Origin of the sequence: Dysgonomonas sp. ZJ709, assembly GCF_011039195.1 — a bacterium.
Classification (GTDB): Bacteria; Bacteroidota; Bacteroidia; order Bacteroidales; family Dysgonomonadaceae; genus Dysgonomonas.
Genome location: NZ_JAAKEM010000014.1, coordinates 24291 through 45379 on the forward strand (window position 1 = coordinate 24291; position 21089 = coordinate 45379).

The 21089-nt window shown below is 35.0% G+C and carries 26 protein-coding genes; 3 read left to right on the forward strand and 23 right to left on the reverse strand.

The features are described from left to right. Positions 1–6 precede the first annotated feature (6 nt). The 6 genes from G7Y56_RS10805 to G7Y56_RS10830 all read right to left on the reverse strand — a co-directional run bounded on the left by G7Y56_RS10805 (position 7) and on the right by G7Y56_RS10830 (position 5606). Positions 7–1530, reverse strand: coding sequence for a glycosyltransferase family 39 protein (locus G7Y56_RS10805; protein ID WP_165043358.1), 1524 nt, complete (start codon positions 1528–1530; stop codon positions 7–9). An 81-nt stretch (positions 1531–1611) separates the two neighbouring features. Continuing rightward, positions 1612–2430: a glycosyltransferase family 2 protein gene (locus G7Y56_RS10810; protein ID WP_165043360.1), complete on the reverse strand. Its 819-nt coding sequence runs from the start codon at positions 2428–2430 to the stop codon at positions 1612–1614. Positions 2431–2433: 3 nt separating this feature from the next. Then, a complete protein-coding gene (locus G7Y56_RS10815) occupies positions 2434–3309 on the reverse strand; it encodes a glycosyltransferase (RefSeq protein WP_255498726.1) in 876 nt (291 codons plus the stop codon). After that, positions 3302–3778 carry a GNAT family N-acetyltransferase gene (locus G7Y56_RS10820; RefSeq protein WP_165043362.1) on the reverse strand — a complete coding sequence of 159 codons (477 nt, stop codon included), beginning with the start codon at positions 3776–3778 and terminating at the stop codon, positions 3302–3304. Before G7Y56_RS10820 ends, G7Y56_RS10815 begins: the two co-directional genes overlap by 8 nt. A gap of 5 nt (positions 3779–3783) precedes the next feature. Beyond that, entirely contained in the window at positions 3784–4494 is a 711-nt protein-coding gene (locus G7Y56_RS10825; protein WP_221412131.1) for a WbqC family protein, read from the reverse strand. After that, positions 4491–5606 (reverse strand): DegT/DnrJ/EryC1/StrS aminotransferase family protein, encoded by a 1116-nt coding sequence (locus G7Y56_RS10830; RefSeq protein WP_165043364.1) that lies wholly within the window; start codon positions 5604–5606, stop codon positions 4491–4493. The genes G7Y56_RS10825 and G7Y56_RS10830 overlap by 4 nt, the downstream gene beginning before the upstream one ends. 279 nt (positions 5607–5885) lie before the next feature. Between G7Y56_RS10830 and G7Y56_RS10835 the strand changes: the two genes are divergently transcribed. The 3 genes from G7Y56_RS10835 (at position 5886) to G7Y56_RS10845 (ending at position 8408) form a co-directional block, all read left to right on the forward strand. Further along, positions 5886–6824: a hypothetical protein gene (locus G7Y56_RS10835; RefSeq protein ID WP_165043366.1), complete on the forward strand. Its 939-nt coding sequence runs from the start codon at positions 5886–5888 to the stop codon at positions 6822–6824. A 125-nt stretch (positions 6825–6949) separates the two neighbouring features. Then, positions 6950–7462, forward strand: coding sequence for a hypothetical protein (locus G7Y56_RS10840; RefSeq protein ID WP_165043368.1), 513 nt, complete (start codon positions 6950–6952; stop codon positions 7460–7462). Next, complete coding sequence (locus tag G7Y56_RS10845; protein ID WP_165043370.1) at positions 7455–8408, forward strand: DNA adenine methylase; 954 nt, start codon at positions 7455–7457, stop codon at positions 8406–8408. Before G7Y56_RS10840 ends, G7Y56_RS10845 begins: the two co-directional genes overlap by 8 nt. A 16-nt stretch (positions 8409–8424) precedes the next feature. On the opposite strand, the gene G7Y56_RS10850 is transcribed toward G7Y56_RS10845, so the two are convergent. The 17 genes from G7Y56_RS10850 to G7Y56_RS10930 all read right to left on the reverse strand — a co-directional run bounded on the left by G7Y56_RS10850 (position 8425) and on the right by G7Y56_RS10930 (position 21087). After that, the gene (locus G7Y56_RS10850; protein ID WP_165043372.1) at positions 8425–8703 is read right to left on the reverse strand and encodes a helix-turn-helix domain-containing protein; all 279 of its coding nucleotides are present in this window, start codon (positions 8701–8703) and stop codon (positions 8425–8427) included. 2 nt (positions 8704–8705) lie between these two features. Continuing rightward, complete coding sequence (locus G7Y56_RS10855; protein WP_165043374.1) at positions 8706–8987, reverse strand: DUF3876 domain-containing protein; 282 nt, start codon at positions 8985–8987, stop codon at positions 8706–8708. Then, positions 8984–9268, reverse strand: a complete 285-nt coding sequence (locus G7Y56_RS10860) for a helix-turn-helix domain-containing protein (protein WP_165043376.1) — start codon at positions 9266–9268, stop codon at positions 8984–8986. Before G7Y56_RS10860 ends, G7Y56_RS10855 begins: the two co-directional genes overlap by 4 nt. A 248-nt stretch (positions 9269–9516) precedes the next feature. Next, complete coding sequence (locus G7Y56_RS10865; protein WP_165043378.1) at positions 9517–10458, reverse strand: DUF5712 family protein; 942 nt, start codon at positions 10456–10458, stop codon at positions 9517–9519. Beyond that, entirely contained in the window at positions 10455–11042 is a 588-nt protein-coding gene (locus tag G7Y56_RS10870) for a BfmA/BtgA family mobilization protein (protein WP_165043380.1), read from the reverse strand. The genes G7Y56_RS10865 and G7Y56_RS10870 overlap by 4 nt, the downstream gene beginning before the upstream one ends. 302 nt (positions 11043–11344) lie before the next feature. Next, positions 11345–11692 (reverse strand): helix-turn-helix domain-containing protein, encoded by a 348-nt coding sequence (locus G7Y56_RS10875; protein WP_165043382.1) that lies wholly within the window; start codon positions 11690–11692, stop codon positions 11345–11347. Positions 11693–11844: 152 nt separating this feature from the next. Next, positions 11845–12231: an RteC domain-containing protein gene (locus G7Y56_RS10880; RefSeq protein WP_255498727.1), complete on the reverse strand. Its 387-nt coding sequence runs from the start codon at positions 12229–12231 to the stop codon at positions 11845–11847. A gap of 22 nt (positions 12232–12253) precedes the next feature. Next, a complete protein-coding gene (locus tag G7Y56_RS10885; RefSeq protein ID WP_165043384.1) occupies positions 12254–12484 on the reverse strand; it encodes a hypothetical protein in 231 nt (76 codons plus the stop codon). Between the two features lie 126 nt (positions 12485–12610). Further along, positions 12611–13414: a helix-turn-helix domain-containing protein gene (locus tag G7Y56_RS10890; RefSeq protein ID WP_165043386.1), complete on the reverse strand. Its 804-nt coding sequence runs from the start codon at positions 13412–13414 to the stop codon at positions 12611–12613. Then, positions 13401–14348: a hypothetical protein gene (locus tag G7Y56_RS10895; protein ID WP_165043388.1), complete on the reverse strand. Its 948-nt coding sequence runs from the start codon at positions 14346–14348 to the stop codon at positions 13401–13403. The genes G7Y56_RS10890 and G7Y56_RS10895 overlap by 14 nt, the downstream gene beginning before the upstream one ends. Next, a complete protein-coding gene (locus tag G7Y56_RS10900) occupies positions 14332–14841 on the reverse strand; it encodes a GNAT family N-acetyltransferase (protein ID WP_165043390.1) in 510 nt (169 codons plus the stop codon). Before G7Y56_RS10900 ends, G7Y56_RS10895 begins: the two co-directional genes overlap by 17 nt. Positions 14842–14915: 74 nt before the next feature. Beyond that, positions 14916–16157: a site-specific integrase gene (locus G7Y56_RS10905; RefSeq protein ID WP_165043392.1), complete on the reverse strand. Its 1242-nt coding sequence runs from the start codon at positions 16155–16157 to the stop codon at positions 14916–14918. Between the two features lie 262 nt (positions 16158–16419). Beyond that, complete coding sequence (locus G7Y56_RS10910) at positions 16420–17274, reverse strand: glycosyltransferase (RefSeq protein WP_165043394.1); 855 nt, start codon at positions 17272–17274, stop codon at positions 16420–16422. An 11-nt stretch (positions 17275–17285) separates the two neighbouring features. Then, the gene (locus tag G7Y56_RS10915) at positions 17286–18122 is read right to left on the reverse strand and encodes a glycosyltransferase family A protein (protein WP_165043396.1); all 837 of its coding nucleotides are present in this window, start codon (positions 18120–18122) and stop codon (positions 17286–17288) included. Between the two features lie 4 nt (positions 18123–18126). Then, the gene (locus tag G7Y56_RS10920; RefSeq protein WP_165043398.1) at positions 18127–18915 is read right to left on the reverse strand and encodes a glycosyltransferase family 2 protein; all 789 of its coding nucleotides are present in this window, start codon (positions 18913–18915) and stop codon (positions 18127–18129) included. Positions 18916–18919: 4 nt separating this feature from the next. Beyond that, entirely contained in the window at positions 18920–20137 is a 1218-nt protein-coding gene (locus tag G7Y56_RS10925) for a glycosyltransferase (protein WP_165043400.1), read from the reverse strand. Then, entirely contained in the window at positions 20134–21087 is a 954-nt protein-coding gene (locus tag G7Y56_RS10930; RefSeq protein ID WP_165043402.1) for a glycosyltransferase family 2 protein, read from the reverse strand. Before G7Y56_RS10930 ends, G7Y56_RS10925 begins: the two co-directional genes overlap by 4 nt. Positions 21088–21089: the final 2 nt, after the last annotated feature.

A 21089-nucleotide genomic window follows, 5' to 3' on the forward strand; every position in this document is an offset into this window, starting at 1 on the left:
TATATATTAATCGTTTCTTTTGTACAGATAATAGGTCTTAAAATCGTCCTCCAAATAGGTATCTACTACCGTATAATTATCGTTTAAAGCAGGTAAGCTTCTGAAATATTCAAAGTTGAATGAGTAATCAGCCAGTATAATAAATTCTATTTCTCTATTTTCAATATATCTTGTTTGTTCGTCCCGCATTTGAGGGTAAATTTCATAGGGAAGGTTGGGCGAAATAAAATATTTATGTTTAGGGAAAATATTCAGTTTCGTAAATAGGCCGTTACCGCTATCAAGACCAAGATTGAGAAGTGTGGAATCTTTCTCTTTTTCAATTATTTTGCCAAATTGATTTCTTAGACTTTCATCTTCACCCCGTCTTAGCAGTACATCTGTGCTGTATTCGAAATAATTTTTTCTGCTAATACCTCCACAAAGAGCGACAAAAGCAAAGATAATGGCAATATGCCAAGCATATCTGATTGTTATATATTTACTTAAATAGTCTGCAATTACAATAAATCCGAATATAGCATATACATAATAGGGTATGGAATAGTAATAAACATAGTTGGGAGACATGAATATAACGGTGTACAAACACCAGAAGGAAAGTATCAGTCCTATTTGCCCGATTCTATTCTTAATATATCTGATAGGGAAGTAAATGGCTCCTATAAGTATGATCGTAAATTCGATAGGATCGAATCGCAGACGTTGATAAAAACGGATTGTAAGGTATCCGAAAGTATCGCTCATACTACTCATTTTAGCATAACTTTTATTTAGCAGTATATAGATATTGTACGATTCGGTCAGCGCATCGTTTATAAAAAGATATATGCAAATGGGGATAGTAATAACAAGCATCCCACCGATGAAAGCTAGAATATTCAGCCACAGATTTCGATATTCTTTACTTAATAATATATTGATGAATACAGCTAGAAGTGGGAATATCCAGAAGACAACCAGATTCAGTTTGATCAGTAAAGCCATGCTACACATTAATCCGTGGATAAACATATAGGAAGGCTTATGTATTGCGATGTTCTTCTCTTTAAAATATGTGATAAAGTAGAATAGGCTGATGACAATGAATGCAGTAATAAATTCTTCAGCTGAACCTCCGTCAAGCGAGTGTGAAAGGAGGATAACAGGAAAAGCAAGAGCGACAATAAATGAGTATACTTTATCCAGAAACATTCTGGAAGTAAAGTAAACAGCATAAACCATGATTAACCAGACTATTGCCTGTATAACATACATTCCTATAAATGAATCGTTTGAGAGCAGATAGCCGAAGCCGTAAATGAAAAATATGAGAGGTCCTTTATGATCAAATACTTCTGTGTATAATACTTTTCCGTTAAATATACTTTTCCCAATATTGAAGTAAAGATTAATGTCAGACCAATCGTTGAAAGGATAGAGTGGAGACATCTTTGAGCAGAAGAACAGTAATAAAAAAGTATAGAAGAATAGTATGATAAAAATAGATTTATCATTTACTAAACTTTCGAGAGTATGCTTTTTTATCATTTATCACGTTTTTTGAAATAGCTGGTAAAAATAGATATTATTTATTGCTCCAACTAAAGGTTTTTATTTTAAATCTCGAAACTATTCTTTTACAAATCCCAGTATTTTTCCCAATTTACAGAAAATACGGAATGCGAAAGATATCCATTTGCGGGATTTGATAATATCAGTAATATAGCTATTTTGTTCAAGATAATACAATCTGTTCAGCTTATCAGCTACGCTCTGAGACAGAACTTCTTGTGCTGTTTTTCTCCTTTCCTCATAAATCACTTTCCCACCTATCTGGGAACTCAAGCCTTCCATATTGTATATAACAATGTCTACATTTTTATATTTAACAGGTTCATGATGAATACCTATTGCAATAAAAAAGAGTCGCCAATCGGAAGTTATCCGAAAGCTCTCATTATATAGTTCATATTTGGTAAAATTGTCTGCTTTAATAAAAAATGCCTGATGGCATAGGTCGCCCGAGTATATGTCGTAAAGAGAGAATGTCCAATCTCTGTTTTTATATGGAGTTTCTTTGGTCAACACTCTATTTTTCTCTGTAATAAAGTTTCCACAGATAAAGCTATCGTGGGGATCATTATCGAATATCTTGCTGAGTACATCGCTAGATGCAAGCCTATCGCCCGAATTAAGAAAATGGCAATATTCACCTTTTGCCTGTCTGATACCTTTGTTCATGGCATTATATATACCTGTATCTTTTTCGCTGACCGAATAAGCGATCTTATCTTTGTACCGATCAATCATATCGATGCTACCGTCTTGAGAACCACCATCTATGATAATAAATTCATAATCGGTAAAGTTTTGACAAATAACACTTTCGATAGTTCGTTGTAAACCATCTTTGTCATTGAGATTGATCGTTATAATAGATAATTTCATTTTTTATTTTCGTAGGTCTTTTATTGCAAAAGGGATTATAGGACTCATTATTTGGAACAAAGTTAGTATAACTCTTGCTTTGCGAAGGTGATAATATTTAGCAAAGTAAATTTGTTTGTTATACAGTCTTTTTATTCTTTTTCTGATCTGTTTTTTATATTTATGATTCGTATATCTATCGAATTCATACAGTAAATAGCTGAGCCATGCCGCTTGATTGAGAGGTTGTAATGTTGCAGATATACCGCCCGGATGTTGACGATAGACGCTCATATTGTCGGACAAATAGCCTATTTTCCCTTTTATGGATAATAGTAGCTGTAGTCCGAAGTCTCCATTTCTTATTTTAGTGAACCATTCGGGAACATCGAAAGCCTCTTTCTTGAAGAGGATGGATGCAGTCATTATACCCCAGTCTTCGGCTATAATATCGTCGAAAGTCAGTACTGACTTATCAATCGTACAATCTTTAAATTCTCCATCCATATATGTTTGAGAGGCGTGGGCACACATTACAAAATCGGAGTGCTGTTCGAGAAAATCGACTTGTTTTTGCAGTTTATGCATATCTGTCCAATAGTCGTCACCTTCGCATAAAGCTATGTATTTACCCTTACAAAGATTATAGGTGTTCATGAAATTTTGTTGCGCACCGACATTCTTATCCTGAAAATTAAGTTTAATAATTTCAGGATATTTTTGCTGATAAGCAATGCAAATCTCGCGAGTCTTATCAGGACCGCAATCTTCACCTATTATAAGTTCGAATTGGAAATTTGTTTGTTGCATAACGATACTATCTATTGCTTCCGCAATAAACTTCTCATGGTTGTAAGTAACCATACAGATTGATACCATTATGTCTTTCTCGTTAGTCATTGTTTTCAGTTAGAGTCATATACATATAGAATGTAGAGTTGTCTGCTGTTTTCTCATCGCTCCTTTTGAATCCATGCTTCTGATAAAAATTAATTGCGCGTGTATACGATGACTTTACTTCGAGTTGTATTCTATGCATTCCTGATAACTTTGCGACTTTAGTCATTTCATTTATGAGATATCCTGAATAACCTAAACCTTTATATTTATTCATGATAGCAAAAGATGATAAATATGCTGTCTTTCTTTCCTGATCGTTTATGTATACGGCAAAAAGACCGATGAATTCTTCTTTATTCTTGAGAATAGCTACATAAGCATTATTAACCAATTTATCGGCATAAGCATCTATATCAACATACGAACTTAAAGGTGGCTCAAAAGACTTATCTAATAGCCTGTAATAAGCAGCTAGTTCTGAACTGCTTTTAGCGGATTTATCTAAATGTATCAGTGTTGTATCAAGCATATTTTTTACACTAATTCGTAATTATCCAGCATTCTGTTTATTTCTTCGGGAGAATTAAACATCATAACATCGATGATCGATAAACCGGGTTCGAAAGTATCTCTGTTCTGATTATATTCATCCAGTTTCATATTCTGGAATTTCAATATGAGATTATTTTTCACATATTTATCCCTGTCAAAGAAAGATGTTCCTCCTATCGGATTCCAGTATTCGTCAACATTTCCTATCGCTTTGCATATATTCAGTGCCCATTCGTCGGGGGCATTGACAGGTTCTATTTCGAGATTCATTTTCGAGAAAATCTCAATCGGTGTATTTATTCCAATATATTCACAAACTTTTTTCAGCGATACATAATTGAACGAAACTATATCATTAAAATCTTCACTGAAAATATCGTTAAGGACTTTTATCGTAGCAAAATAGTAAGGCGACTTTTTTTTGTAATGTTGCAACTGCGCCAATATTTTACCTTTCCAATCGGTACTGTTATTTATCTCAATATCTTTGATAAGTGTATCTTGGCTATATTTCACCAATGGTGCCTGAATATATTGCCAGCCTTCGTTTTGTTTCAAAGTCCTATTTCTTTCTATCCAGCCATGTCTGATAAACTGAACAGGATCGAACAGTATAAATTTATCAGTATGCTTAATCAGACTGAAATATCCCAGATAAGGGAAAAAATAAGGTTGCATTATGCCTAATCTCACAGCTTGTAACTTTTAATTATACTACATATTCTTTCTACATCGCTCAACTCCAGTTCGGGATATATTGGTAAGCAAATAACCTCTTTAGCTGCTTTAGTCGCTATAGGTAAGTTATCTGTTTTAGCCGAAGGTAATCCTCTGTAAGTAGGGAAATCACTTATAAGTGGGTAGAAGTAACGTCTTCCTATTATATCATGTTCCTGCAATTTGTAATACAAATCATCGCGGCTTATACCATATTCCAGCGTATTTACTAATATCGGGTAGTAGGCGTAAGTATGAGCTACATTGTCCATTTCATCAACTACTTGGATACCCTTGACATCTTTCAGTAGTTTGTTATACAGCATTACAATTTCTCTGCGTTTGGCAATATAACTGTCTACATATTTTAGTTGTAGTGAGCCGTAAGCTGCTTGTATCTCATTCATTTTGGCATTGATACCTGGTTCTATGACGGTAACCTCATCTTTAAATCCGAAGTTCTTAAGGAGATCTATGCGTTGTTTTGTTTTTTCATCCTGACAGATAATCGCTCCACCTTCAACCGTGTTATACACTTTTGTTGCATGAAAACTAAGTATAGATAGGTCGCCCCAATTCAAAATAGATTCACCGTTTTTCTTTACACCGAAAGCATGGGCGGCATCATATATAACACGAAGCCCATAAATATCGGCAATTCGCTGTATTTCTTCTACATTACATGGGTTTCCATACACGTGTACCGGCATGATAGCTGTTGTTTGCGGCGTGATGGCTGCTTCTATCTTTTGCGGATCGAGATTGAAATGTTTGTCGTCTATATCTACAAATACCGGCTTGATGTTGTTCCACCATAGCGAATGTGTTGTTGCCACAAAGCTGAATGGTGTGGTAATAACTTCGCCAGTAATACGCAAGGCCTGTAATGCAGTAATCAAAGCCAATGTACCATTAGAGAAAACAGAGATGTGTTTTACACCCAGATACTCTGCTAGTTCTTTTTCAAATTCCTGATGAAATGGACCATTATTGGTAAGCCATTTGTTATCCCATATTTTTTCGAGATAAGGGATAAACTCATCCAATGGGGGAAGCGCAGGTTGTGTTACATATATCTTTTTGCTCATATCTTTATTTTATTAAATTATCTTTTCGGGATAAGTTATTGAATAGAAGTCTTTAAGCAAGGATAATCAGCGGTAGAGGTAACGATTTGGTAACCTGCCTATTTCTGCGTTTTGCGCTGTATTTCCTCAAATAACTCACGTCAAATTTACAGATAATTTTCAAATTAGTATTGAAAAATAAATATTATTTTAGCTGTTGTTAACTTTCAGTATATTACCCATGTAAAAACAAAAAAAATGTTGTATTTTTGTTAATTCTCAAATTATACAGAATTGACTATGAGATTAGACTTTTCAGAATGGAGCCAAAGACTTTTATCCATAGAGCATTTAAAGTTGGATATTGATAATCCTAGGTTTTCTTATTTTTCAAAAAAGAAAATGAATCAAACAGAAATTGTTAAGTTTCTGATAGATCGCTTTGATGTTTATGATTTGGCCAAAGACATTGCTACAGATGGATATTTACTAAATGAAGAACCAATAGTCTGTAAGGAAGGAGATGCGTATGTAGTCTTAGAAGGGAACAGACGGGTAGCAGCATGTAAAGTATTATTGAATCCACATAGATACCTCTCTAATCTAAAAGCACAAAATATACTTAAGTATAATTATTCTTTAGAAAAATTAAATTGCCATGTAGCTCCTACAAGACGTGATGCGGATATTTTAATATATCGTAGACACACAACTACCACAATTAAAAGATGGGAAACAGTTAGTCAAGATGCTCATATACATAAACTATTTACTGACGACAGTTTTAGTATTGAGGAAATTGCAACTATGCTAAGTGAATCAACAACAAATATAAGAAAGGCTTTAAGGAGATATAATATACACCAATACTCTATGAGTCTATTCGATGATAATCCAACCTTAAAAGAAACTGTATCAAGCGATAAGTTTCCAATAACTAACTTAGAAAGGTTGTATGAATATAAAGATGGGTTAGACTTTCTTGGAATATCATTTGCAGCAAATGGAAAAATAGATAAAAGGCTAGATATAAGCGAAGTAAACAATCGTTTGCGATTTATTGTAGAAGAAATTGTAAATGACAAACTTAATTCACGTGTTTTTAATAGAGATACAGATAAGAAAGAATATATTGATCATCTTAGAACTTTGACTGATAAATTTGATTTCTCAAAGCAGTTATCTGAACACTCTAGTCCAATTGATGACGATTTATTACCTGAATCCAAGGTGATTTAGATAAAGAGGGAGACAAACAATCCGAAGAAGAACCTAAAAAAACACCCGCAAAAAACAAATTCAAACTATTTCCTGATAAGGAATGGAATACAGGAGTAATTAGAATTGATAACATATTTAGGACAATGAAAACATTGAGATATGACAAACATGTTGATGTTGTTGGAATCGCTTTTCGTTGTTATTTGGATATGTTGATTTATGAATTCCTAAAAAAGAAAAATAGTTTAGAAGATTCGTCATTACAGGAAAATGCTAAAACTAATAAAGAAAATGATAAACTTTATGGGAAAATTAAACAATATCTAGTTGACGAATATGCTTTAAGTGATGAGGAAATAAAAGATGATTTTCGTTTTATATTGAAATTGGGGCATAAAACAGATGTTTCTTCTTCTTTATCATTGCGTGGAATGTTACAATACATTGCTACTAAACCAGAATTATTCCCTGATAATAGACAAAGAAATGCTTTTTCTGCCTTTTTAAAAGGAGACAACAATATTATTGATCTACACGGGTTTAACATGCTCGTCCATAATCAACATTTCCACATAGAACCATCCCAGTTAGAGAATACAATGCTAAATTTGTTACCTTTGCTCGAACACATCAATATAGTTATTACTGATGAGTAAATTTTATTCTCCTTTACGATATCCTGGCGGAAAGAATAAATTATCCGCCTTTATAGCAAATATCTGTGTCGAAAATGGTATAAATGGACATTATGTAGAACCATATTCGGGTGGCGCATCTGTTGCTCTATTTCTTTTATTTGAAGGATTTATTAGTAAAATAACTATCAATGATAAAGATAGATCCATATATGCGTTTTGGCATTCTGTTCTTAATAAGACGGAGCAATTATGTAGAATGATTGAAGAAACAGAAATAACCCTAGAAGAGTGGAGAAGGCAAAAAGAAGTTCAAACTAGAAAGGATAAAGCAGATTTATTAGAACTTGGCTTTTCTACATTTTTTCTGAATAGAACAAATCGTTCGGGGATAATAAATGGGGGAATGATTGGAGGCGTCAAGCAAGATGGCGATTATTTAATAGATTGTCGCTTTAATAAATCTGATTTAATAAAAAGAATTAGAAAGATAGCATCTCGAAAGAAAGATATCCGTTTATACAAGAAGGATGCTCTGAAATTAATCGATAAGATTCAAAAGGAATCTGAAAATACAAATGTTATCTTTTATTTTGACCCTCCATATTATTACAAGGCTAGTTCTTTATATATGAATCACTATGAGGATGATAACCATAGGTTAGTAAGTGAAAAGATAAAAAACATAAATAATATACGTTGGATTGTTTCTTATGACAATGTTTCGGAGATAAAAGAATTATATTCAGACTGTGATAAAAAAGAGTATTCGTTTAAGCATACTGCTCATACTGCAAGAGTCGGTAAAGAAATACTTTTTTTTAGTTCGGGGCTTCTTAAAACAAATTTAAAAGGCAAAAATCCCGTAAACTTTAAGCTACACAGGTGTAACTCAAATACTAAAATAGTCTATAAAGAACCTAAAAAAAAGGACGACAAAAGTGTCCTTGCCGTCCCTAATCAATAATCATTACTCATTAAAGCTATGTTTGAGTATTTTCCAATAGGTTCAAAATCTCCGATTCCCTATACAAAATCTTCCCTTTAATCTGAACAAACGGAATAATTCCGTTATCCCGCCAATCCTGTAAAGTCCGCAGGCTGACATGAAGCATTTGGCAAACATCTTTATTTGTCAGAAATTTTTCGTCATTCAGGTGCGGAGTGCGGTTTTTAAGAGTTTGGCTGACGGAATCCAACATCTCATCCAAAGTCGCAAAGAATTGGGCTATTTCAGCCGATTTTCTATCCAATAGTTTCATATTTAGTTACGCATATAATCTCCCAAAGCAGAGAGGGTTAATAAATCCAGTTTTGCATCATAGCTGATAACCGTTCGTTTTAGATTGTAGCTGATGAAATATCCGTTTTCATCTTCCTGAATTTCATAAGTGGCAGGGCTTGCCTGTTTGCTTGTTTCATTCATGTGGATAATAGTTAGCATGTAGTTGTCTTCATTTCGGCAAATCATAACTGTTGGATTCAGGTTCACGCTTTCCCATGTGCCAACCAACACACTCAAATCAAATAATATTTCTTCTTTCATGGGATTAATTTTTTTGATTGTGATTGACTGATTAGGGTTTCAATATCCGATGTTTTGTAGTAGCACTTACGTCCGATTTGAGAGTAAGGCAATGTTCCGTTGTCCCTGTACGATTGCAAGGTTCGGGACGAAATATGCAGAAGTTCGCAAACAGTTTTATTACCCAACCATTTTTCATTGTTCCGATTGTCTCCGCAAAGGGATTTAATTTGCTGGGTAAAATTCTCGAAGCTTTGCTTTATCTGCTCAAAGGTTCTGCCTTCAATTGCTATAATATCCATACTGATTTTTGTTTAAAATTGATTATTTAAAAATCTCATTGCAATGATTTGGAAGCAAAGAAAAGCAGAATATCAAGCGGTTTTGAAAATTGTGTAGCAATGGAACACATTGGCTGTAACTGGCACAACGGTAGAAGTTATTCTTGCGTCGTTGGTTATTCTGCGGGCTTCCGCCCTCCAAACGGCAGGGAAGCCCTAAGCGGAAATAACCAACATAGACGCAGGAAATAACTTCGGTTTCAACCTCACTACTGCCTGAATCCTCGTTTGGGCTTCTTCTTTTTTCTTTTCATGGGAGCTTGTTCTTCCTCTTGGTTGGAAACATCAGGCGTAAGCAAGCCTAATGCAGAGGATAAACCCAAATCAGGAAGATTGGAACTTTGCTTATTATCTTGATTTATAGTTTGGGAATTTTCTAATTTGGAATCTTGAAAATTTGCAAACTTGTTTTCAATCTTGTCAGCATCGTTGCTTATCTGCATATCTGTATTTTTTCTCTCAACAGCAATCTGCCTTTCCTGCATATTTAGTTGGTCGGTTATACTACCGTTCTTCATCGTGTTACAATACTCAAATGTTTCGGTTAATTGTCGGTCATAACCAAATAGCCTGTCAAATCCCTGTTCTGCCTGTTGGAATAGGTTCTTTCTGTCAAAACCGCCCTTAACCGTTCCTTTTTTGGTGTTTTTGTGGTTGGTAAGCGGACTTATTTTGACTTTGTTGGATTGGTCTTTACGGCTTACAATCAGGTGGCAATGCATATTCAGCTCATTGCTTGACCTATCCCGACTGAAATGTATCTTACCGTAGAATTTTATATCCTCTGCCGATAATCCTTTGTTGAAGTTCTTGGCGTATTCAGGGATAACCACTTCACGAATATATCGCTTCATGGCTTCGGCTTGCTCCTGTTCGGTGTTACCCATTGCTTTTAATTCACTCTCCGATGGGCTGACGTGGATAGCGTAAAACTTGGCATCTGTCTTTAGTAATTGACCGATATTACCGTCTATATCTTTAATCACTTGTGATTTATAGATATTATCTTCTGTCAGATTGAAAAATCCGTCTGTATAAATTCCCTGCTCCATGCGCTCCATATCCTCATGTTCCAGATAATTGGCAAGCCTTCGGCTACTGCCTTCGTTATTGTATGTGCCTTTGGATGGTGGCGGGAAATCTATATTCATTGCTCGTCTATCAGGTTGTTAATTTCGGTTTTTAGATTCTCTTTTCGTTTACCGTCCATCACTCCGCAAGATGTCAAATCCGCATACAAAGCAATTAGCTTCAATAGTTTCTTACTATCTTTCTGCACTGTTTGAGAAAGGAAATTTATTTGCTTGGATTGGTTGTTAATTACTCCTGCGTGTTGACCGAATGTTTCACTTATCTTTTTCAACGCATTCTCTTGTAATTCTTTTGAAGTACTTATTTCGGAAGCAACTAACTCGCATAGTTCCTTTACCACTTTCTCAAATCGGGTAGCAATGGAATGACTTGTGCGTATCATCGGGTTTAGCTTATCTTCTTCGTAGCTCCGAATGAAACGGATAATATCATCCTGCCGTTTGTTAATCTTGGCAAGCTCCGATTTTACCGATTCAGGAGCATCGGCGGGATTGATAGAAGCCTTATCCAAATACAGAAAAGCCAGCTTTGTAATTTCTCCTTTTTTCAGCGAATAGCGTTTGCATATTTTTTCCACCAATTTGTTGGTTTCTGTATCTATGGCGATGGTCGTAAATACCGTTTCTCTATGCTGTTTACCCATAGTTATAACTATTTTATGACTATTTACATCATTAACCACCTGATAATAAGCATTAAACTAAAAATGATTATAGCAGGTGTTATAACAGCGGTTTATACTAAGCCGCTAAAGCCGAAGGCTTTGCCCCGCAGGGCAAGAGGAAGAACAGGACAAAGTCCAGTTCCCTCTTGCTCAATTTCTCGAAACAAACAGAGCCACAAGGCGAGGTTGTTTTTGAGAAATGCGGAGCGATTTTACAAGGCGTAAACTAAAACAAGCCTTCGTTAGTTTGCTTCATTCTGCTTAGATTAGGAAATACAGAATCATTCCTCTTTTTTGTCCTTATCATCCTCTTTCGGGTGCTTTTTTTCAAACTCTTTGTAGGTGTGAAAATCCATATGTTCACGGACAAAGTCCCGAACATCATTCACTCGGTAGTAAGTTTTATGACCTATGGCAAAATAGGGTAACATACCATTGGAGCGGTATCGTTGTAGGGTTCGTTTTGACACTTTCAGGAGAAACGCCAAATCTTGGTTGTCGAGAATCTTTTCTTCTTCATTGAATACCTTATCGGTATTTATCAGAGATTTTAGGTCTTGCCCTATTTCGTTGAGTTTCTTGGATAGTTTACCCATCCATTTTTCAAAATCTTCATTGTCTAAATACATAATACGTTGTTTTTGAAATTAATAATTTGATTAATTCCAATCGATTGGTAAGGCAAAGCTCGGACAATAGACGACATAAAAATAGAGGAGTAGTTAACTACTCCCCCAAAAGTTTTTGATAACAGCCTTTTATTTAAACTGTTACAAAACGGTTATTTTTCATTCTGTTTATTTCTATCCTCTTTATCCTTACGGATGATGAGATTTTTCAGAAAATCAAGAGCTTTTGTCCGATTGAACGGCTTACGGTCAAATACCTTCTCCTGCTGGTCGTAGATACTCCCAAAACTGCAATTAAACATTTTTTGAAAAACATCTGCAATTTGGTTCAGGTAGGCAGGTGTTCCGTTCCGCTGAAAGACTTTCTTCGATAGAAATAAGGCGACTACAATCTCTGCTAAAGCAATAATCCCCAAGTCTTTCGACTTAGGGATTATATATAGCTCGGAAACGAATGTAGGCTGATTGGGTTGTGTGAACTGTTCGGGATGCTCAATCCTAAGATGGATAAGCGATAGCTCGGAATCAAGATAAGACAATGCTTTGTCTATGTAACGAAGTTTAAGCGCATTTTTTTCCCTGCTCGTACTGATTTTGCTTCAATAGGGATACCAACTCGATACGAGTAATGGTCAGCTTTCTGATAATGCTTGTAAGGTCATTTCCGACTTGGCTGATGGTGTCTACATGTGCAATAAATTCTTCATAGGCATTCTGTATTTCTTGACTTGTAACCTCTTGTGAAGTCTCAGAAAATAAACTGAATAACTTCGATTCTAAAAAATAATTCATAAGTAATTAATTTAATGGTGAATAAATCTTAATGGAATAATCACTTACATTGGATTTTTTAGTGGTTTAATTTTTCCGAACTCAGTCCATAGGCATTATTTTTTTGATTAGACAACTTATTTCTTTTTATAATTCCGAAGGCGTTTTGTTTGCCAAACTTTTGGCTTCTTTCACAAAGTGAGAAAAATCAGTATATCCCAATTCATCATACAGGTCGCTACTGCCAACAGAACGGTAGTTTTTCAATGCTGTTTTGAAGCGTAGTGCTTTGAAACTCTGCTTTGGGGATACTCCTAATATTTCCTTGAAGTAACGGTTAAGAGTGGCATTTGACACTCCGACTTGTTTGCTAACTGCACTTATTTTGTAATCTTTGCAGCTATTGATGTAATACATTGCTTTTGATACGGTATCTAATCTAAAATCTGTTTTGGATAGTTGTATATTATTCAAAAGCCAGTTTTCAGCAAACTTAACACGTCCGGCAAATGACTCTTTTGATTTCAATTCATCAATAACTCCTTGTTCAATATATTTTGAAAGGGGAATATGACTATCAATCAATTTCGAAGAATCGCCTATCAAACAAGAATGTAAAACACCCGGTTTAAATTTTATGGCAAATTCATGAGTTCCGGGAGCATGTATAACTGTAATAGCTTCTGTTAAACCTCCACAAAGTTTGTCTCCCGAAGTGTCGGAAATACCAAGCTCTCTATGCACCTTAAATGATTGGCTTTTGCGGGTAAGATGTATTGATGCGACAATATTGACATTGGGCAGAGCTACTATTGAAAAGGGGTTTATAGAATTTCCGGGTATTTTAATTTCAAAGTAATACTCGACAATATCCTTTAGTTCAAAACAAGGATATTTAAGTATTACTTTCTCACTCCCTTCATCTTCAAATATAACTCTACCTTTTACCATATTTCTCTGATAATCTATATGCCGTTTGAAAGCCTAAGCCCATAGTCAACATTCGCTCTTTTTTATTTGCTAAAAGTTGTTGTGTCCAATCAAGTAATCCACCATCACCAATTTCATATACAGAGCCATCAAGTACGATTTTCAACTTGATGCGGTAACCTTTATAATAGTTATTTTCACAATCTGGTTCAACAATAGAGACTTGAAAGATTTGCTTATTGTTTTCCCGAATGTAAGAAGTTGCATCTACAATTAGCGAGCTTTTCTTGTCATATCCTTTACATGGAATGATTTCAAAATAAGCATCTTGCAACCCAAAAACTTCTCTGCATATAGCGTATGATGAGAGCATTTGTTTTAGCAATTCCTCTTTTTCAAAATTGAAACTACCAGTATCTCGCCCACAAGAAATCAGACATAAAACCGAAAAATGCGGTGTAAAAATCGGATTAAGAAATGCCTGTGTGCGGATTACTCTTGATATGTTGCAGTAGTTATATGTTCTGTTTTTTAATTCGCCTTTTTTCTTCAATGAGGCATAATGTAAGGCTATCGCATTGGTCGGATCTGCTTGTACTTCTGTGTTTCGTAATGCAGTAAGAACTTTTTTCTGATCTACCGTAGCAACAACGCTACTTGTTCCTATTTGTGCAACAGGAGAAAGTTCCATAGGTTCAAAACCACCATCTGCTAATGCTTTGTAACAATACAACTCATACTCTTTTATCTTTACAACATCTATATCAATCGGCTTGACTAATATATTTGCCTCATATTTATTCAATAAAGATGCAGGGTTTTCTCGTTTTATACGTTTATCAAACACATCAAGCAACACGGTACTAAGCTCCGAACCGCTTAACTTATCGGATAATACATCAACTATATCCTGTAAATCCAACTTATTGATAATATGTTTACCTATCTTCTTCATCTTTTCTAATGCTGTACAAATGTTCATCAAATATCTTCCCCTCCTTAATTATGGAAGATTTTATAATTGCCTCCTTCTTAAATCCTGATTTTTCAAGTACTCTCATTGATGCCGAATTGTATTCAAATATATACGCATAAACTCTCAATAACCCAAGTTTGTTGAATGCTACATTTAGTAATAATTTTACTGCTTCGGTGGCAAATCCTTTGCCCCAATAAGGCTCGCCAATCCAATAACCGATTTCAGCATTGATACGATATACATCCTGCTGCGGAATCAAACTACAACATCCCACGAATGTATCTCCATCATAGATTCCATAAACTTTTCCCAACATTCCATTTGTTGCTAATTCGAGAAATGTAACAGAATCCTCAATTGTATAAGGATGAGGAAAGGCATCTCGCAAGTTTATTGCGATAGCATGATTGTTCGCCAATCGCTGTATATCTTCGGATGAAGCTTTGGCTATATTTTGTAATCTTATCATTTCCATCTATTTAATGTTGTTAACAAAAGTACTTCCATTTATAGAATTATCAGGTGTAAAAATGAATCAAATAATTATTCTGTTTCTATCTTTTCAAGTATCTGCTTTTCAAACGATTCTAACTTATGGGAAAGAATTTCCATATCCTGACTGATTTTCTCTTTCGTTATCTTGGCGTAAATTTGAGTAGTTTTGATATTGGTATGTCCCATCATCCGACTAACGGTTTCAATTGGAACTCCCTGTGAAATAGTTAAAAGCGTTCCGAACGTATGCCTACTTACATGGTAGGAGAGCCGTGTTTTGATTCCGCATTGTTCCGCTATCTTTTTTAGAATATTGTTACATGTTCCGTTACTCGGCATCGGGAAAACTCTGTTATCCCTTGTGTAGCCTTTGTATTTCTCAATTATTCGCTTCGGAACTTCCAACAATCGAATACTTGAATCGGTATTGGTTTTCTGTCTGCGGGTAATTATCCACAAATGCCCATCAAATGAGGTTTTCAGATTGCCATTTGTAAGGTTCTTTACATCCGAGTAGCTTAATCCGCAAAAGCACGAAAACACAAACAAATCCCTTACCAATTCATATTGAGCATTCTTCATCTTGGCATTGACAAGTGAGTTGAGTTCTTCTTTTGTGAGAAATCCCCTGTCTTTTTGTTCGGGGCTTATCAGGTAGCCTGCAAATGGATTAATAGCTAACAGACCCGAATTGCGAGCGATAGCAACAATGTGTTTTACGCCTATCATGTACATCCATATTGTATTGGTAGAACATTCTCTTTCAGTTCGCAAATAGTACTCAAAACCATTGATAAAGGCAAGGTTTAGTTCTTTCAGAAATATATCATCTCGTTTATATTCCTGTTTGATATAGCTCTCCATGTGTTTGTAGATGGTGCAATACTTGGAGTATGTTCCTTGCGCTCGGTTATAACCTACCTTTCGAGAAAATTCTTGGTTGTGCTTAGCGAATAGGCTAAGGAATGTATCTTGTTTTACACCTAATCCTAAATAGGCATTCTTTACCTTGTCAGCTGTAACAAAGCCGTCTGTTTGCATTACTTCCTGATAATGGCGGTTTATATCCACTCGGATTTTATCCAACGCAAGGTTAGTTTTGACTGCTAATGTGCTTTTACCTGTCAGCCTCCCTGCTTTGGTATCCCAAAGATTAGGCAAAATATTCATCTTACAGCTGAATTGGCTGACTGTTCCATCAATCGTGATTCTTCCCATCAGAGGAACTGTTCCGTCAGGTTTCGGACTGTTCTTCTTCAGATAAAATAGAATTTTAAAGGTACTTCTCATTTCCTCAAAGTTTTAAACGTTACAAAATTAGTTTACTTTGAGTTATAAGAGGTTATATACTATGACGCAATAGGCAGACAAATAGTGACTTACGGTCAATTTGCATTTTAGCCGTTGGTAATGAGGTGGTAACTAAAGTTTGTCTTACCTTTGTCTATCGGTGGCTTTTTCTGCCACAAAAGAAAAGCCAAACAAAGGGTTTACCGACACATTATCAATAGGTTGTCCTCGTTTGGCTGATTCTTGCTTTTTTGTTAGACTTTTATTTTATAATTCGTCGGTATAATTTTCTTATACTTTCGGGTGTAATATTTTTTATCTGTCCTCTTAGCGATTTATCTCCGTAGAGACCGATGTTTATTCTTTTTTTATGTTGTTTAAATACTTCTGCGTATTTATAGTTGAGTATTTTATCATAAATATCGATGGCAGCAATAATAGCTTCGCCTTGTTCTTTATCTGTCATTCTCGACCATTGTCCGTTGTCGTGAATGCGATATGCTGATGTTACTTCTTTCAGATAGGCTAGGGGACCATATTGCCCCATAATCATACCAAGTAACCAGTCTGCAAATTCGAGGTTGAATAATTTAGGATCAAGTTTTTTTATAAATTCATTTCTCAAGACACAGCACGATAGATTGCCAATGCGGTTGCCCAATGCCATCTGCTCTGTCGAGATATATTCGTAATCTTTTTCATTGTCCCATTCGAATATCTCTTCACGATTCTGATCTTCAAATAATCGTAAATGTCTGTTGAAGCTCATCGAACATTCGGGATGTTGATCTAGAAACTTCACATGATTTTCAAGATGAAAAGGACTTATCCAATAATCATCACCTTCCATGATGGCTATATATTCACCATCGCAAGCTTCGAACGCTCGCTGATAATTTTTCACAAAGCCTAAGTTATTTGTTTTGGGGAGAAAATGAAATTCTATTTTATTATTATCTGCATATCTTTTAATAATATCAAGCGTTGAGTCAGATGAGCAATCATCTGCCTCAATTATATTGAAAGCGAAAGTAGTTTCTTGCATCAGAATACTTTCTACTGTCTGTTCAATATATTTTTCTTGATTATATGTTATTAATAAGACATTCAGTTTCATTATATATTACTTTAGAATATTTGTTTCAATATTTTCTTGATTATTCTGATAGGTGTACAAATAATATATCCGATTTTGTATTCGATAGAGCGTTTATATACCTGTTCTTGCTCTTTATAATAATTAGCTTCTATATAGTTTCTAATTGGATTTACATAGCTGAGATATAATTCCGTGTGATTCTTGAATATTTGCAATAATAACGATTCATTCTTTTTAATATCAATAGCCTGCGATCTCGAAATATCTTTAATCCGATAGAAGAAATGAAAATCATCTAGCTTTACAACAACATCTTCTTTCTTGAGAAATGTAAGCCAGAAATCCCAGTCTTCCAATCCGTGTTTCATATTCGGATTATATCCCGAAGTTTTCAGGAAATCAGCTTTACGAAATATAGCCGAGCAAAAAATATAATTCTCGAAAAGTAATCTTTCGAAGTTAAATTCATGTGCTATTATTTTTTCATCCTTTTTCCCGAACAAGATGGAATTACTGTAAACCAGTTTAGTATCGGTGTTTTTTTCGAATACTTTTAGAGCTTTGCTGATATAGTGTGATTCTATCTTATCGTCGCTATCCAACGGTAGTATATATTCTCCTGTGGCCTGTTGTATACCGAAGTTGCGGGTATCCGACACACCGCTGTTTGTTTTATAAAAGTATTTGAATCGACTATCTTTTTCGAACCATTGCATCGCAATCTCTTCCGTATTGTCGGGCGATCCGTCATTCACGATAATACATTCCCAGTCAGCATACTCTTGGTCTAAAACAGATTGTAATGTTTCAGATAGGTACGCGGCTTGGTTGTAGCAAGGAACTATAATAGATATTTTAGGATTCATATTCTTATAACTTTAACCATCTTAACAGTCCTAACTTCTTTAAGAATCTAACACTTGCAGCAACTTTTAGTTTATATAATTCTTCTCTGTTCGAAAGCCATTCTTTATAAATGCTTTCATAGAGCTTATAGTTCAAACTGATATGCTTACCTTTTTCTGCCAGTATCAATTTTTGATTTTCTGTTTGTGAACTAATACCTCCCGAGTTGAAGGACGAAAAGCTTTCGCTTATGTGTTTATATGTGCACGCCTTAAGACAAACGACATCCATAAAAAAGGCCCAGTCAGAAATGATTTTTATATTTTCGGAATAGAAACCATGTTTATCAAAGAGCTCTTTTTTTATTAGAGTCGCAGGGTGGGGTAGCGAGTCTGAAACAAAATATTTGAAATCTAGAAAATCGGGATATGTCTTTAATCTATGGGTATTGTTATCAATATCGAATATATCAATATCATAATATATTAGATCTTCTCCAGTTGCTTGGCTTATGATATAATCTATTTTTGCATTTTCAAGTAGTATATCACCGCTATTTACAAATAAAATATATTCACCTTTAGCTTGTTTAATGCCTTTATTCATGGCATTGTATATACCTGAATCGGGTTCGCTGATCCAATAGCTTATATTCTCCGCATAATTTTTTATAATGTCGACACTGCTATCTGTAGAAGCACCATCTATAACCAAGTACTCAAAGTCTTGCGAACTTTGAGAAATAATACTCTTGATTGTATCTTCCAATCCCTGTGCATTATTGTAATTTATGGTAATGATAGATAGTTTCATGTGTCTATTTATTCAGTATATTCTTATATAAGTTTATATATCTGTCTGTTTGTAATTTAGGTGAAAAGTGGTCTTTAGCATAATCTCTTATTAGCTGTTCATCAAAGGTATACTTATTATCTAGAAAATCCTTGAGTCCTGCGGTTAAAGATTCTACACTTATATTGTCGATAAGTATGCCGTTCTCACCTGTTTTTATGTGTTCCGCCATACCTCCATTGCTAAAACTAAGAACGGGTGTTCCGTTTGCAAACGACTCAAGCATGACATTAGGTAGGTTGTCTTCCATTGTTGGCAGTACCATCAGATCGGATGCTGAGTAAATAGTATTTATCAATGTTTCGTTATGAGTGGTTGTGTAATGAATGTGGTTAATATTACTGTTAATATCAATTCTATCACCACCTAGCGTAATCAGATTGAAATTGGTATATCCAAGTTTTTCTATAGCGTCACGCAAGAGGAAAAAACCTCTGCGAGGTATATCTATCGAATGGGCGATGAAGAACAGAGTTTTGAGTCCATTATTCACATTTAACTCTTTCTTGGCCTCATTTCTATTAATATTACACTTCGATAGATCGATACTATTGGGTATCAGATAATGAGGATATTGTTTAAATATTTGGCTGTTTTCCGATTTCTTTTTTAGCCAATCTGATGGCGTAACTATATGTATATTATTATTCTGATGTATATATTCTTCCTTACTCTTTAAAATCTGAGCATCTAAATTTCCATACGCGGATTTATTTGCAGCCTCGTCTGTTTCTGTGTGAAATAATCCGTGAAATGGGTTCTTATCGTGAAGTGTCCATACAATAGGTTGCTTCACTTTCTTGAAAAAAGTTGGATAGTTCAGGAAATCGGCTACCCAATGCAAGTGAATTATATCTGCATCTTTAATCAGTGGGAAATCTTCTATTCTGTACGATGTTGTCGGGAACGTAGCTATCTCGTATTGATAATTATTCGAGAACTTTGGTATTCGTTTCTGATTTACATATTCAGGAGTAAGTCTTAGCTTTCTTAGTATTCTGTAAGGTATAGAATGCCTCTCCGGTACTGTATAGGTATTATTGGCTGCCTGTTCATTGCTGGTATCGGCTTTTTGCACAAAATAACTATCTACTTCATCTATATCTTCCATAGCTAGATGTAATCGGTAGGCTGCAAGTCCTGCTCCTCCGGTGGCAGATGCTGAAACGTGTACGACTTTCATTGGTATCTAAGTTTTTTATATACCTTGAAAAGGAATGTTTTTTTTACCGAACGAATTAATCGTTTTCTAAAAGACGAATCTCTTCCGTAAATATAGAATCTTTTCAAATATTCTTTAGCGTATAGATTCTCCTCTATCTTTATTGGTTTAACTTCAACCGACTGAGCCAGAATTACCTTAAACAAATCTTGTGCATTACCACTGTTTTCGCCACTTCCATCGATCCCGACATTATCTACAACAGAATAGCGGGGGTAAAGGCATAGCCCTTTTTTAAGAAAAATAGTGGAATACCATTTTATAGCCCAAGTTTTGAGAGTTCCATTATGGTTAGCCTCTATTTGTGAAAACATATTAGTGGCACCCTCTAGATTGAACGCCGAATAATCTTTTTGATGAGGTATTGTTTTGTATAAAAAGTCTGTATCGAGAATCAATTCACTCCAATCTTTTTTCCATGTGGCCCATCCCCAGCAACTCATAAAACGTAGAAAGTAGGTTTCCGGCAATTTATCAGCGCCTGATGTCACAGGGACAAAGCCTGATATGTGCATAACACGATCTTTGTTCTCATATAAATCTAATGCATCATTCATGTATTTCAAAAAGCCGGGTGATGTTACAATATCATCTTCTAATACTATTATTTTACCATATTTATTGACAATATCAGTCACTCCCTCTACAATAGAATTGGCTAGCCCTTTATTTTCTTCCGATTCTATAATATGTACTTCTTTACACCATTGTTTCTGTTTGATGATATCTTTTGTCTCTTCAATTCTCTTTATTGTTTCTACATTTGCATTTGTTTTTGCACCATCAGCATATATATAGAGGATGGAATCCTTAGCAAGAGAGTTGTTTGCCAAAGCCTCTAATGTTTGCAATGTGTGTGTCGGTCTATTGTAGACGAACAGCACTATGGGAGCTAACATATGAGATTCCATTT

Coding starts and splice junctions, on each gene's coding strand:
- G7Y56_RS10805 (WP_165043358.1), bottom strand. CDS start 1,530: ATGATAAAAAAGCATACTCTCGAAAGTTTAGTAAATGATAAATCTATT.
- G7Y56_RS10810 (WP_165043360.1), bottom strand. CDS start 2,430: ATGAAATTATCTATTATAACGATCAATCTCAATGACAAAGATGGTTTA.
- G7Y56_RS10815 (WP_255498726.1), bottom strand. CDS start 3,309: ATGACTAACGAGAAAGACATAATGGTATCAATCTGTATGGTTACTTAC.
- G7Y56_RS10820 (WP_165043362.1), bottom strand. CDS start 3,778: ATGCTTGATACAACACTGATACATTTAGATAAATCCGCTAAAAGCAGT.
- G7Y56_RS10830 (WP_165043364.1), bottom strand. CDS start 5,606: ATGAGCAAAAAGATATATGTAACACAACCTGCGCTTCCCCCATTGGAT.
- G7Y56_RS10835 (WP_165043366.1), top strand. CDS start 5,886: ATGAGATTAGACTTTTCAGAATGGAGCCAAAGACTTTTATCCATAGAG.
- G7Y56_RS10840 (WP_165043368.1), top strand. CDS start 6,950: ATGAAAACATTGAGATATGACAAACATGTTGATGTTGTTGGAATCGCT.
- G7Y56_RS10845 (WP_165043370.1), top strand. CDS start 7,455: ATGAGTAAATTTTATTCTCCTTTACGATATCCTGGCGGAAAGAATAAA.
- G7Y56_RS10850 (WP_165043372.1), bottom strand. CDS start 8,703: ATGAAACTATTGGATAGAAAATCGGCTGAAATAGCCCAATTCTTTGCG.
- G7Y56_RS10855 (WP_165043374.1), bottom strand. CDS start 8,987: ATGAAAGAAGAAATATTATTTGATTTGAGTGTGTTGGTTGGCACATGG.
- G7Y56_RS10860 (WP_165043376.1), bottom strand. CDS start 9,268: ATGGATATTATAGCAATTGAAGGCAGAACCTTTGAGCAGATAAAGCAA.
- G7Y56_RS10865 (WP_165043378.1), bottom strand. CDS start 10,458: ATGAATATAGATTTCCCGCCACCATCCAAAGGCACATACAATAACGAA.
- G7Y56_RS10870 (WP_165043380.1), bottom strand. CDS start 11,042: ATGGGTAAACAGCATAGAGAAACGGTATTTACGACCATCGCCATAGAT.
- G7Y56_RS10875 (WP_165043382.1), bottom strand. CDS start 11,692: ATGTATTTAGACAATGAAGATTTTGAAAAATGGATGGGTAAACTATCC.
- G7Y56_RS10885 (WP_165043384.1), bottom strand. CDS start 12,484: ATGAATTATTTTTTAGAATCGAAGTTATTCAGTTTATTTTCTGAGACT.
- G7Y56_RS10890 (WP_165043386.1), bottom strand. CDS start 13,414: ATGGTAAAAGGTAGAGTTATATTTGAAGATGAAGGGAGTGAGAAAGTA.
- G7Y56_RS10895 (WP_165043388.1), bottom strand. CDS start 14,348: ATGAAGAAGATAGGTAAACATATTATCAATAAGTTGGATTTACAGGAT.
- G7Y56_RS10900 (WP_165043390.1), bottom strand. CDS start 14,841: ATGATAAGATTACAAAATATAGCCAAAGCTTCATCCGAAGATATACAG.
- G7Y56_RS10905 (WP_165043392.1), bottom strand. CDS start 16,157: ATGAGAAGTACCTTTAAAATTCTATTTTATCTGAAGAAGAACAGTCCG.
- G7Y56_RS10910 (WP_165043394.1), bottom strand. CDS start 17,274: ATGAAACTGAATGTCTTATTAATAACATATAATCAAGAAAAATATATT.
- G7Y56_RS10915 (WP_165043396.1), bottom strand. CDS start 18,122: ATGAATCCTAAAATATCTATTATAGTTCCTTGCTACAACCAAGCCGCG.
- G7Y56_RS10920 (WP_165043398.1), bottom strand. CDS start 18,915: ATGAAACTATCTATCATTACCATAAATTACAATAATGCACAGGGATTG.
- G7Y56_RS10925 (WP_165043400.1), bottom strand. CDS start 20,137: ATGAAAGTCGTACACGTTTCAGCATCTGCCACCGGAGGAGCAGGACTT.
- G7Y56_RS10930 (WP_165043402.1), bottom strand. CDS start 21,087: ATGGAATCTCATATGTTAGCTCCCATAGTGCTGTTCGTCTACAATAGA.